Consider the following 13,313-nt stretch of genomic DNA (forward strand, 5'->3'; position numbering starts at 1 on the left):
TAAAAATAGACTTTCTGCTTAAAAAGCGCTCGGTTGATTAAAAACAGGGAAAAACTTAGTAAAAAGGGCTTGCCAATCGGAAGACGATGCCTATAATGCCCCTCGCTGACACGGGATAGCGGAGAGAAATCCCCGCTGGCTGTGTAAGCCCGGTCTTCACCGGAGAATAAATCTGAAAAAAGTGTTTGACACCAAGATTTATCTCGCTAGAATGACCGCCTCTTCAAACGGAGAACGTTGTGAAGAAAGCTCTTTAACAATATAGACCAATCAATCTGTGTGGGCACTCGTCGATAAATATCCAAAAAGATTTTATCAATGAATCGAGTGACCAAATCAAGTTGAATACAGGCAACTGTTATTCAACAAGAGCACAGTCAATTCAACATTACTTATGTAATGTCACTTTTTGCTTCTGCTCTTAAAGCAGAGACAAAAAGCAGTATTCATTGAGCCGACACATCGTGTCACAAAAACTTTAATTGAAGAGTTTGATCATGGCTCAGATTGAACGCTGGCGGCAGGCCTAACACATGCAAGTCGAGCGGAAACGAGAGAAAGCTTGCTTTCTCGTCGTCGAGCGGCGGACGGGTGAGTAAAGCCTGGGAAATTGCCCTGATGTGGGGGATAACCATTGGAAACGATGGCTAATACCGCATGATGTCTACGGACCAAAGAGGGGGACCTTCGGGCCTCTCGCGTCAGGATATGCCCAGGTGGGATTAGCTAGTTGGTGGGGTAATGGCTCACCAAGGCGACGATCCCTAGCTGGTCTGAGAGGATGATCAGCCACACTGGAACTGAGACACGGTCCAGACTCCTACGGGAGGCAGCAGTGGGGAATATTGCACAATGGGCGCAAGCCTGATGCAGCCATGCCGCGTGTATGAAGAAGGCCTTCGGGTTGTAAAGTACTTTCAGCAGTGAGGAAGGATGTAGTTTTAACAGAGCTGCATTTTGACGTTAGCTGCAGAAGAAGCACCGGCTAACTCCGTGCCAGCAGCCGCGGTAATACGGAGGGTGCGAGCGTTAATCGGAATTACTGGGCGTAAAGCGCATGCAGGTGGTCTGTTAAGTCAGATGTGAAAGCCCGGGGCTTAACCCCGGAGTTGCATTTGAAACTGGCAGGCTAGAGTACTGTAGAGGGGGGTAGAATTTCAGGTGTAGCGGTGAAATGCGTAGAGATCTGAAGGAATACCGGTGGCGAAGGCGGCCCCCTGGACAGATACTGACACTCAGATGCGAAAGCGTGGGGAGCAAACAGGATTAGATACCCTGGTAGTCCACGCCGTAAACGATGTCTACTTGGAGGTTGTGACCTAGAGTCGTGGCTTTCGGAGCTAACGCGTTAAGTAGACCGCCTGGGGAGTACGGTCGCAAGATTAAAACTCAAATGAATTGACGGGGGCCCGCACAAGCGGTGGAGCATGTGGTTTAATTCGATGCAACGCGAAGAACCTTACCTACTCTTGACATCCAGAGAAGCCGGAAGAGATTCTGGTGTGCCTTCGGGAGCTCTGAGACAGGTGCTGCATGGCTGTCGTCAGCTCGTGTTGTGAAATGTTGGGTTAAGTCCCGCAACGAGCGCAACCCTTATCCTTGATTGCCAGCACTTCGGGTGGGAACTTCAGGGAGACTGCCGGTGATAAACCGGAGGAAGGTGGGGACGACGTCAAGTCATCATGGCCCTTACGAGTAGGGCTACACACGTGCTACAATGGCATATACAGAGGGCGGCTAACTTGCGAGAGTGTGCGAATCCCAAAAAGTATGTCGTAGTCCGGATTGGAGTCTGCAACTCGACTCCATGAAGTCGGAATCGCTAGTAATCGTAGATCAGAATGCTACGGTGAATACGTTCCCGGGCCTTGTACACACCGCCCGTCACACCATGGGAGTGGGCTGCAAAAGAAGCAGGTAGTTTAACCTTCGGGAGGACGCTTGCCACTTTGTGGTTCATGACTGGGGTGAAGTCGTAACAAGGTAGCGCTAGGGGAACCTGGCGCTGGATCACCTCCTTACGTAAAGATATTTTGGATGAGTGTCCACACAGATTGATTTGGTTTATAACAGAGCGCGTTGCGATGTGATTTTTCGGATGAGAAGTCATTAAGCAGACAATGTCCCGTTCGTCTAGAGGCCTAGGACACCGCCCTTTCACGGCGGTAACAGGGGTTCGACTCCCCTACGGGATACCATTTTTAAGTATATTGAAACAGTATATTTAAACATGGTTTTGTCGATACAAAATCATTGCTCTTTAACAATTTGGAAAGCTGACAAAATAATGTTTGTTTCTTTTAGAAACAGATGATTATTTGTAAAAGTTCTCAATACTTTCTCGAAAGAGAAAGACCAACACAATCGAGTGTTCTTGGGAATACACAGGCAACTGTGTATTCAAATTGAGTCCGGCAAAACCAAGTCACACACTCATGTATAAAATATTGTGTGACACCTAATTAGTTGATGATATCAACCCTTAGGTTTTTGCGCTGAGGATTTTTGCCTGAGACAAGGCAGCAAGAAGGATGTCGCAGGGCGCTATCGTCTGATAGCAACCAAGCAGCCTTCGATGCTAACGCCGTATTCAGGGAAAAAGACCAAGCAAAAAAGACTTCTTCGGGTTGTATGGTTAAGTAATTAAGCGTACACGGTGGATGCCTTGGCAGTCAGAGGCGATGAAGGACGTACTAACTTGCGATAAGCGCAGATGAGGCAGTAAGAGCCACTTGAGTCTGCGATTTCCGAATGGGGAAACCCAACTGCAGCAGCAGTTATCATTAACTGAATTCATAGGTTAATGAGGCGAACCGGGAGAACTGAAACATCTAAGTACCCCGAGGAAAAGAAATCAACCGAGATTCCGAAAGTAGCGGCGAGCGAAATCGGACTAGCCCTTAAGCTTTGATAACGTTAGGTGAAGTGTCTGGAAAGGCACGCAATAGAGGGTGATAGCCCCGTAACCGAAGGCGTTATGAGAGTGAAAACGAGTAAGGCGGGACACGTGATATCCTGTCTGAAGATGGGGGGACCATCCTCCAAGGCTAAATACTCCTGACTGACCGATAGTGAACCAGTACCGTGAGGGAAAGGCGAAAAGAACCCCTGTGAGGGGAGTGAAATAGAACCTGAAACCGTGTACGTACAAGCAGTAGGAGCCTCCTTTGTGGGGTGACTGCGTACCTTTTGTATAATGGGTCAGCGACTTATATTCAGTGGCAAGGTTAACCGATTAGGGGAGCCGTAGCGAAAGCGAGTGTTAACTGCGCGTTTAGTCTCTGGATATAGACCCGAAACCGAGTGATCTAGCCATGGGCAGGTTGAAGGTTGAGTAACATCAACTGGAGGACCGAACCGACTAATGTTGAAAAATTAGCGGATGACTTGTGGCTAGGGGTGAAAGGCCAATCAAACTCGGAGATAGCTGGTTCTCCCCGAAAGCTATTTAGGTAGCGCCTCGGACGAATACTACTGGGGGTAGAGCACTGTTAAGGCTAGGGGGTCATCCCGACTTACCAACCCTTTGCAAACTCCGAATACCAGTAAGTACTATCCGGGAGACACACGGCGGGTGCTAACGTCCGTCGTGGAGAGGGAAACAACCCAGACCGCCAGCTAAGGTCCCAAATTACAGCTAAGTGGGAAACGATGTGGGAAGGCTCAGACAGCTAGGATGTTGGCTTAGAAGCAGCCATCATTTAAAGAAAGCGTAATAGCTCACTAGTCGAGTCGGCCTGCGCGGAAGATGTAACGGGGCTAAGCTGTAAACCGAAGCTGCGGCAATGTACTTTTGTATATTGGGTAGGGGAGCGTTCTGTAAGCCGTTGAAGGTGGATTGTAAAGTCTGCTGGAGGTATCAGAAGTGCGAATGCTGACATGAGTAACGACAAAGGGGGTGAAAAACCCCCTCGCCGGAAGACCAAGGGTTCCTGTCCAACGTTAATCGGGGCAGGGTGAGTCGACCCCTAAGGCGAGGCCGAAAGGCGTAGTCGATGGGAAACGGGTTAATATTCCCGTACTTGTTGTGAATGCGATGGGGGGACGGAGAAGGCTAGGTGGGCCTGGCGACGGTCGTCCAGGTTCAAGTGCGTAGGCTGTAGAGTTAGGCAAATCCGGCTCTACGATAGGCTGAGACACGATGTCGAGTCACCAAGGTGATGAAGTCATTGATGCCATGCTTCCGGGAAAAGCCTCTAAGCTTCAGTTCACAAGAAATCGTACCCCAAACCGACACAGGTGGTCGGGTAGAGAATACCAAGGCGCTTGAGAGAACTCGGGTGAAGGAACTAGGCAAAATGGTACCGTAACTTCGGGAGAAGGTACGCTCTTGCTGGTGAAGTCCCTTGCGGATGGAGCTGATGAGAGTCGCAGATACCAGGTGGCTGCAACTGTTTATTAAAAACACAGCACTGTGCAAAATCGTAAGATGACGTATACGGTGTGACGCCTGCCCGGTGCCGGAAGGTTAATTGATGGGGTTAGCTTAGGCGAAGCTCTTGATCGAAGCCCCGGTAAACGGCGGCCGTAACTATAACGGTCCTAAGGTAGCGAAATTCCTTGTCGGGTAAGTTCCGACCTGCACGAATGGCGTAATGATGGCCACGCTGTCTCCACCCGAGACTCAGTGAAATTGAAATCGCTGTGAAGATGCAGTGTACCCGCGGCTAGACGGAAAGACCCCGTGAACCTTTACTACAGCTTGGCACTGAACATTGAGCCTACATGTGTAGGATAGGTGGGAGGCTTTGAAGCAGTCACGCTAGTGATTGTGGAGCCGACCTTGAAATACCACCCTTGTATGTTTGATGTTCTAACTTGGCCCCATTATCTGGGGTGAGGACAGTGCCTGGTGGGTAGTTTGACTGGGGCGGTCTCCTCCCAAAGTGTAACGGAGGAGCACGAAGGTGGGCTAATCACGGTTGGACATCGTGAGGTTAGTGCAATGGCATAAGCCCGCTTAACTGCGAGAGTGACGGCTCGAGCAGGTGCGAAAGCAGGTCATAGTGATCCGGTGGTTCTGAATGGAAGGGCCATCGCTCAACGGATAAAAGGTACTCCGGGGATAACAGGCTGATACCGCCCAAGAGTTCATATCGACGGCGGTGTTTGGCACCTCGATGTCGGCTCATCACATCCTGGGGCTGAAGTCGGTCCCAAGGGTATGGCTGTTCGCCATTTAAAGTGGTACGCGAGCTGGGTTTAGAACGTCGTGAGACAGTTCGGTCCCTATCTGCCGTGGGCGTTGGAGAATTGAAAGGGGCTGCTCCTAGTACGAGAGGACCGGAGTGGACGAACCTCTGGTGTTCGGGTTGTGATGCCAATCGCATTGCCCGGTAGCTAAGTTCGGAATCGATAACCGCTGAAAGCATCTAAGCGGGAAGCGAGCCTTGAGATGAGTTCTCCCTGGCGCTTCAAGCGTCCTGAAGGGTTGTTCGAGACTAGAACGTTGATAGGCAGGGTGTGTAAGCGCTGTGAGGCGTTGAGCTAACCTGTACTAATTGCCCGTGAGACTTAACCATACAACACCGAAGGGGTTTTGTGGCTCAATAAGAACAAATTGATTGTGTAGAGAACAGAAAGACGGCTTTCCGAATTAAAGAATTTGCTTGGCGACCATAGCGTTTTGGACCCACCTGATTCCATGCCGAACTCAGTCGTGAAACGAAACAGCGCCGATGGTAGTGTGGGGTCTCCCCATGTGAGAGTAGGACATCGCCAGGCTTTATTTGCAGTTTGTCTACTGAAGCTTGATGCTTTTGATAGCTGCGATGCTCATGTGCGTTTGCACACTGCGCGTCTCGCTTCAAAATCCTCATCGCACAGCGACAAACTTCTAAATAAAGCAGTTGATTGTAAGACTTTATTTAGAGAGAAATTTAGCTAAAAATTGGATAATTAGATCTGTTTTTAGTCACAATTTGTGGAGAGATGGCTGAGTGGTTGAAAGCACCGGTCTTGAAAACCGGCGTACGTTAATAGCGTACCTAGGGTTCAAATCCCTATCTCTCCGCCACTTTAGAAGAAGCCGTTGTTATTTCAACGGCTTTTTTTATATCTTTGAATCACCAATTCCTATCGATTCTACCTGTCTGAAGCATCAAGCTTATATTGTTTAAGAGAGTACAGATATTCAGTAATTGTACATATATGAATATCGAATCTTGCAATACCTCTTTCACTATATTCTCTGCCTCACATCGCTGCTGTTCATTATATGTTCCCAATCAAACATCGATTATGAGATCAGGCTGACGGTATTTTGCTGCATGATGGCAGTGACATCGTGTGATCAATTGAGTATGTTATCAGTGTCAGACAAACCAGTTGCTTTTTCTTACCTATGTTATTAAAAAAATTATCAGAAAAAATCAGCATCCATATTGTCCTATATTCTCTCTTTCTGTTGATCGCCGGGTGTTCTTCGGCACCAGACAGCGTGCCATTATCCGATCACGATTATTGTGCTGTTCCGCTAAAACGTCCTACTCAGACGCTATCTCAGTTTACCGCGCCTTTTGCATCAGAAATGCAGCATAAGACTGGCGTCTATGTATTAGAGCAGGGGACGGAAGCGATGATGTCCCGAGCCTGGTTAGCCGAACGGGCAGAAAAGTCTATTGATGTGCAATATTTTATTTTTTCAATCGACAACATTGGCTTAATTGCGACAGATTATTTGGTACGGGCCGCTGAACGAGGTGTCAAGGTTCGCGTGCTTGTGGATGATATTATGCTTGAAGCGAGGGGAGATGAGCTTTTAATGCTGGCTGCCCATAAGAATATCGAAATTAAAATTTATAACCCGAATGCGAATGTTGGAAAGAATATTGTCGACAAACTGACATCGCTCGTGACAGATTTTCATGGTCTCAATCAGAGAATGCATAACAAGGTATTTCTTGTCGATCAACAAATTGTAATTACTGGGGGACGCAATATTGCTGATGAGTATTTTGGTTTTGATCACGCCTATAATTTCAGGGACCGAGATGTTTTCCTCGCAGGGCAAGCTGTTCATTCAGTACAAGCATCTTTTGACCAGTATTGGCAAAGTGACCTCAGTGTTCCCGTAGAAGGCCTGATTGGTGGTCAACCCTATTCAGAGAATCCAGAATTTTCCCGGTTACATTCCTACGCATGTAACCCCGAAAATTTCAATCCAGAGATTCGGGAAGAGATTGAACAAGTACCAGAGACCTTTAATCATCTCATGAAGGAAGGCAAGTTTTTATTTATTGATCATGTTGAGTATATTGCTGATATTCCGGGTAAAAATGATCGAAAGCACTTTTTAGGTGGCGGAAGCATTACTCAGGACAAATTGGTTGAACTTGCAGAAAAGGCGACCGACAGTATTGTGATTCAGACCCCCTATTTGATCACGACTAAAAGAGACCGTGCGTTTCTACGTCAATTGGTTGATAAGGGGGTTAAAATAAAAATTCTCACCAATAGTCTGGCATCCAACGATAATTTAGAGGCTTTTAGTGGCTATCAAAGAAATCGAGGAGCACTACTGGATACTGGGGTAGAAGTCTATGAATTCAGACCTGATGCGAAAGTTAGGCAGCGGGTGATGTCGGAGCATATGTATAAACGATTACCATCGATACCCGTATTTGGACTTCATGCTAAAACAATGACGATTGACGATCATATTACGGTCATCGGAACTTATAATTTTGACCCGCGTAGTGCAAACCTGAATACTGAGAGCATGACGGTGATTCATTCTCCTGAGATTACACATGATGTGAAGGCTTCTATGTTAAAAGAAATGGAAGCAGATAATGCATGGCAAGTGACCAAAGATTTTAATCCTGACAGTAAGGTTCGATTATCTAAACGAATTGGCGTGAAGCTACGAAGAATCGTACCGAAGAATATACTCTAATCATGTCATATTAAATTCATTCGATTATGTTAAATTCAATGTTGGTTGAAATGCTGGGTTGTATGTCATAACGCCTTAGATAAAATCATATTTTTCTATTCGGGTTATGTGATAAAAATAAATGTACACATATATTCATCCTTTTTATATGAAATTATATTAATTCAGACTGAGGATGAAATTGACCAAGATGAGAAATCATTGCTTTGCAATATTTCCTGCCAAAATTGTCTTGTCAATCGATCAGGATGTGTGAACAATATATTAATATAAATGCATATTATTGACTTATTTGTCATTTTAATTAAGTGATAACTGAAAGAATAAAAAGATGTGACGGACTTCATCGGACAAATCCCATAAATCTTGCAAAAACGCTGCTGCACACTATTTTCAAATAAGGCATAGAGAATTGCCGGGACTTTGTAAGAGAGGATTCATGAAAATAAGAACGAAGCTGATTGCAACATTTGTGGTCGCAGTAACAGTACCTGTTGCTTTTTTAGCGATGTTCTCGGTAAGAGAAGTGACTGACGCGGCGATTACTCAATTTCAAAAATCAACAGAGAAAGAAATTGTACAAGTTGATCGTGCATTTAATATTTTCTTTGAGAATGCGAAGAAAAGTATTGATTATCTTGCATCGTTACCAGAAATAACAGGCCCTCTATCTGGTGCGCCAAGCTTTGTTGATCAACCGAATATCGATCAATTTCAGGGCTGGGCTTCTCTGGAAGGGAGTGCGAAGAGACTGTTTGCTATTTTTGATGCGTTTGGCAAAGCACAAAAAAATCTCGCTTATATCTATACTGGCCGTGAGACAGGCAATTATATTGAATGGCCGGGGAGTGATTATTCTTCGCCTTTCGATCCCCGGGTTCGTCCATGGTATAAAGCGGCTCTGAAAGCCAATGGCAAAGCAGTAATGACGAACGCCTATTACTGGAAAGGGGATGATGCAACTTACATTGCAGTTGCAAAAACGGTTAAAAATTCAAGTAATGAGGTACTGGGTGTCGTCAGTTTAGATATATCAGTCAATGAGCTGACTGATATCGTAAAAAATATCACCATTGGTGCAAATGGCTACATTGTCCTGCTTGAAGATAATGACAATATTTTAGTGGATCCCTACCATCCCGAGAATAACTTTAAATCGGTGAGTGATGTTGAGACTCCGTTTTTTAAACTGATGAGCGAGCATCCGAAAGCACTATTTGAAATCAATCGTGGCGGAACTGACTACCTAGGTCAGATTATTACATCGAAGCTGGGTTGGCGTTTTGTTGCATTAGTCCCTAAGTCTGAAGTGTATGCGGCTGCGGTGAAGCAAACTTATGTGACGTTTGCGATTGTGATTCCGTTAGTCGTTCTTTTCATTCTGATCGCATTTTATGTTTCCAAAGTCATTACCTCTCAGATCAGTAGTGTAACAGGGGTACTACGGCAAATTTCTCAGGGACATGGCGATTTAACGATTAAGCTTGATGCGACTGCCAAAGATGAGGTCGGTGAACTTTCACGTGCCTTTAATAGCTTTGTGGATAAGCTCGGGAATCTGATTCGTGAAGTGGTGAGTCTCAGTGCTGATCTGAAAGGAATGGCTGCGGTAGCGACGGATAAAGCGCATCAGTGGCAGGCTGATTCAGGGAAACAATTAGAGAAAGTCACACTCGTGACCGATGCCATTTCTGAGATGTCGAAGGCAACGGCTGAAATTGCATCCAGCTCCGAGCAGGCTGCGGAGATTGCTGAAAGTAGTTCAACTGCCTGTACAAATGGAAAATTAGTCGTTGAAAACACCAGAAGTTCGATTGAGGAGCTCGCCAGCGAAGTCCATATGACGAGTGATATCATCAGTAAACTCAATGATAATTCGCAACAAATTACTACGATTATTACCACCATTCAGGGAATTGCTGAGCAAACGAATTTACTGGCGTTAAATGCAGCGATTGAAGCGGCCAGAGCCGGAGAGCATGGACGTGGTTTTGCAGTGGTTGCTGATGAAGTTCGTAATCTGTCACAGAAAACAACGGCTTCGACGGAAGAAATTCAGCAGATGATTCAAGAGTTGCAACAAACAACGCAACAAGCAGCAAATGTCATGAAAAATAGTAAATCGATGACCGATAGTGCTGTAGAGCAGGCCAATACGGCCAGCGAAAGTTTGATTCAACTTGCCCATTCGATTGATCAGATCAAAGGGGCTTCAATCCAGATTGCAACGGCAACTGAGGAACAGTCTTGTGTCTGTGAGGATATTACACTCAATACCCAACAGATTAATGGGATTGCCAATCAACTGACAGAAGATGCCAAAGGGCAGCTTGATAGTGCAGAAGCATTCCGCATCGTCTCTGATAAGATGTTCGATTTGGTGGGTAAATTTAAAGTCTAATCAAATCATTGCGTTGATATAACACGCATCAATTCAAATGCCTGAGTCTTCTTTCTCAGGCATTTTGCTATATGGTGAGTCTGTCCTGAAAGTCCTTTTCTGAATTAAGTCACAATACTTCTTTTGGCGGTGACAACCTGCCATAAGGCTTTTACCAGGGGTTGCTCCAGTTGGGACTGACGGCAACAGACGCCGAGTTGAAAAGGTGGTATTAACTGGCTTTCCGGCAAGCGTTGTACCTTCTCCCGGGCCGGGCTGTTATTGATCACAACATCGGGAGCAATCCCGACTCCGTAGCCGAGAGCCACCATACTGACGATGGCTTCATGTCCGGCACTTTGAGCATAGATATTGGGTTTAATCGCCATCGTTTTAAACCAAGTATTGGCTCTTTCTCTTGCCGTGCCCGATTCCGGTACAATAAATGGAATGGTTGACCAGTCAATCGGAGTCGCGCGAAGTGTTTGCTCAAAACTACTGACACCAACGGGTGCAATGACTGACAGCGGAATTTCACTGATGGACTCAAATACGATACGGGCAGGCAGTTGTTCCGGCAATGCAGAGATAGCTAGATCAGCCTCATTGTTCAGGACTTTATCGATTGCCTGAGCAGGATCTCCGGTTAAGAGTTTAAATTCAATAAACGGATGTTGAGAACGAAAATCTGCCAGGAGTTCCGGAAGGTGACTATAGCTGGCCGTCACGGAACAAAACAGGCGTATCTCTCCCCTCAGTGTTTGGTTACTCTCATGAAGTTCTGCCTGAAACTGCCGCCATTCCGTGATGATTTTCAGGGCAACCGGTAGGAGTCGCAGCCCTGTTGATGTCACTTCAACCCGACGATTATCCCGGATAAAGAGATGTTGTCCGATTTCCTCTTCAAATTTTTGAATCTGACGACTTAATGCCGATGGACTCATGTGCATTGCGGCTGCAGTTTGACTAAAGTTCTTACTGTCACAAAGATGGATGAAAAGTTCTAATATTCTGATATTCATATGGTTGTATTTTGCGTTGCATTTTTTGCAATACTTAGTTGTGAATATATCACTTTCAGCAATGAAATGTCTGATTTAATATGTGGTCATTCGGTGCTTACAGCCGACATGATGGACAAATAACGAAGGAGCCCCTACATGGCTAACTATTTCAATACACTGAATTTGCGTCAGCAACTGGATCAACTGGGTCGCTGCCGTTTTATGGATCGTGAAGAGTTTGCAAATGAAGCAGATTACCTTAAAGGTAAGAAAGTTGTCATTGTTGGCTGTGGTGCTCAAGGTTTAAACCAAGGCCTGAACATGCGTGATTCCGGTCTGGACGTTGCTTATGCATTACGTCAGGCGGCTATCGATGAGCAGCGTCAGTCTTATAAGAATGCAAAAGACAATGGTTTTGAAGTGGGTAGCTACGAGCAACTGATTCCGCAAGCGGATCTGGTGGTTAACCTGACTCCGGATAAACAGCATACCAATGTGGTTGAAACGATTATGCCACTGATGAAGCAAGGTGCGGCACTGGGCTACTCACATGGCTTCAACATCGTGGAAGAAGGCATGCAAATCCGGAAAGACCTGACGGTTGTGATGGTTGCACCAAAGTGTCCGGGAACCGAAGTTCGTGAAGAATATAAGCGTGGTTTCGGGGTTCCGACTTTGATCGCGGTTCACCCAGAAAATGATCCTCAAGGGGATGGTTTGGAAATAGCGAAAGCATGGGCTGCTGCAACTGGTGGGCATCGTGCGGGTTGTCTGGAATCTTCTTTTGTTGCTGAAGTTAAATCAGACTTAATGGGTGAGCAAACAATTCTGTGCGGTATGTTGCAAGCGGGCTCGATCGTCTGTTATGAAAAAATGGTTGCTGAAGGCATTGATGCTGGCTATGCAGGAAAACTGCTGCAATATGGCTGGGAAACTATTACCGAAGCTCTGAAGTTCGGTGGTATCACCCATATGATGGATCGTCTGTCGAACCCAGCGAAAATCAAAGCATTCGAACTCTCTGAAGAATTGAAAGACCTGCTGCGTCCGCTGTATAACAAACACATGGACGACATCATTGTCGGTGAATTTTCCAGCACGATGATGGCTGACTGGGCGAATGATGATGCAAATCTGTTGAACTGGCGTAAAGAAACAGGTGAAACGGCATTCGAAAACTACCCTGAATCCGATGTGAAAATCACAGAGCAAGAATATTTTGACCACGGTATCCTGATGATTGCAATGGTTCGTGCCGGGGTTGAACTGGCCTTTGAAGCGATGACTGCATCAGGCATTATCGATGAATCGGCTTATTACGAGTCTCTGCATGAACTGCCATTGATCGCCAACACCATTGCACGTAAGCGTCTGTATGAAATGAATGTGGTTATCTCTGATACTGCAGAATACGGAAACTACTTGTTTGCCAATGTTGCAACGCCACTATTGCGTGAGAAATTCATGCCATCCGTGAGCACCGATGTGATTGGTAAAGGGTTGGGCGAAACATCGAATCAGGTGGATAATGCTTATCTGATCGAGGTGAACAGCGTGATTCGCAATCATCCGGTCGAGTACATTGGTGAAGAACTGCGTGGTTACATGAAAGACATGAAGCGCATAGCTGTCGGTGGCTAATCATCAGTGACAGACTCGGCTTTTAGTGGCGCTGTCGATTTTTGTGAGGCAGTGCGCTGAATCCGAATATAAAAAGGCCTGAATGGAATGATTCAGGCCTTTTGCTTTTATATCGGATAAACAGTCTACTTCATTAATCTTGTTTGGATAATTTATCTTCCAGTTCAGTGAGTTTCGTTTCCAGCTGTGTCAACTTTTCACGAGTCCGAAGTAACACTTGTGTCTGAACATCAAATTCTTCACGGCTGACAACATCCAGCTTGTTCAGTTGCCCCTGAATGACTTGACGAACTTTTTGTTCCACATCTGCACCGAGGTCTTTGACCGGTTGAGGCATGGCATCATGAATCTGCTTTGCGACTTGCTCTAGTTTTTTGGGATCAAACATATC

At 45.9% G+C, this 13,313-nt stretch carries 5 protein-coding genes, 2 tRNA genes and 3 rRNA genes; 8 read left to right on the forward strand and 2 right to left on the reverse strand.

Annotation, left to right across the window (positions count from 1 at the left end; genetic code table 11):
* Nucleotides 1-479: 479 nt before the first annotated feature.
* The 7 genes from OCV37_RS00270 to OCV37_RS00300 all read left to right on the forward strand — a co-directional run bounded on the left by OCV37_RS00270 (nt 480) and on the right by OCV37_RS00300 (nt 10,298).
* A 16S ribosomal RNA gene (locus OCV37_RS00270) occupies nt 480-2,021 on the forward strand.
* 101 nt (nt 2,022-2,122) lie between these two features.
* Nucleotides 2,123-2,198: transfer RNA gene (locus OCV37_RS00275), tRNA-Glu, on the forward strand.
* A gap of 435 nt (nt 2,199-2,633) precedes the next feature.
* A 23S ribosomal RNA gene (locus tag OCV37_RS00280) occupies nt 2,634-5,522 on the forward strand.
* A gap of 86 nt (nt 5,523-5,608) precedes the next feature.
* Nucleotides 5,609-5,724: ribosomal RNA gene (gene rrf / locus OCV37_RS00285) — 5S ribosomal RNA — on the forward strand.
* The 16S, 23S and 5S rRNA genes sit together here with 2 tRNA genes alongside, the layout of an rRNA operon.
* 201 nt (nt 5,725-5,925) lie before the next feature.
* Nucleotides 5,926-6,016, forward strand: a tRNA-Ser gene (locus OCV37_RS00290).
* A gap of 327 nt (nt 6,017-6,343) precedes the next feature.
* The gene (locus tag OCV37_RS00295; protein WP_211252059.1) at nt 6,344-7,897 is read left to right on the forward strand and encodes a phospholipase D-like domain-containing protein; all 1,554 of its coding nucleotides are present in this window, start codon (nt 6,344-6,346) and stop codon (nt 7,895-7,897) included.
* Between the two features lie 439 nt (nt 7,898-8,336).
* Entirely contained in the window at nt 8,337-10,298 is a 1,962-nt protein-coding gene (locus tag OCV37_RS00300; protein WP_038181535.1) for a methyl-accepting chemotaxis protein, read from the forward strand.
* Between the two features lie 104 nt (nt 10,299-10,402).
* Here OCV37_RS00300 and ilvY read toward each other — a convergent pair whose 3' ends face one another.
* Entirely contained in the window at nt 10,403-11,299 is an 897-nt protein-coding gene (gene ilvY, locus OCV37_RS00305) for an HTH-type transcriptional activator IlvY (protein ID WP_038181538.1), read from the reverse strand.
* A gap of 138 nt (nt 11,300-11,437) precedes the next feature.
* Here ilvY and ilvC point away from each other — a divergent pair, with 138 nt between their 5' ends.
* A complete protein-coding gene (gene ilvC / locus OCV37_RS00310; protein ID WP_038181541.1) occupies nt 11,438-12,922 on the forward strand; it encodes a ketol-acid reductoisomerase in 1,485 nt (494 codons plus the stop codon).
* 133 nt (nt 12,923-13,055) lie between these two features.
* Here ilvC and ubiK read toward each other — a convergent pair whose 3' ends face one another.
* The gene (ubiK, locus tag OCV37_RS00315; protein ID WP_038181544.1) at nt 13,056-13,310 is read right to left on the reverse strand and encodes a ubiquinone biosynthesis accessory factor UbiK; all 255 of its coding nucleotides are present in this window, start codon (nt 13,308-13,310) and stop codon (nt 13,056-13,058) included.
* Nucleotides 13,311-13,313: the final 3 nt, after the last annotated feature.

Origin of the sequence: Vibrio rhizosphaerae (genome assembly GCF_024347095.1) — a bacterium.
In the GTDB taxonomy this organism is placed as follows: domain Bacteria; phylum Pseudomonadota; class Gammaproteobacteria; order Enterobacterales; family Vibrionaceae; genus Vibrio; species Vibrio rhizosphaerae.

Bases quoted from the DNA above. Each gene is read 5' to 3' on its own strand.
- ilvC (WP_038181541.1), top strand. From the start codon at position 11,438: ATGGCTAACTATTTCAATACACTGAATTTGCGTCAGCAACTGGATCAA.
- OCV37_RS00300 (WP_038181535.1), top strand. From the start codon at position 8,337: ATGAAAATAAGAACGAAGCTGATTGCAACATTTGTGGTCGCAGTAACA.
- OCV37_RS00295 (WP_211252059.1), top strand. From the start codon at position 6,344: ATGTTATTAAAAAAATTATCAGAAAAAATCAGCATCCATATTGTCCTA.
- ubiK (WP_038181544.1), bottom strand. From the start codon at position 13,310: ATGTTTGATCCCAAAAAACTAGAGCAAGTCGCAAAGCAGATTCATGAT.
- ilvY (WP_038181538.1), bottom strand. From the start codon at position 11,299: ATGAATATCAGAATATTAGAACTTTTCATCCATCTTTGTGACAGTAAG.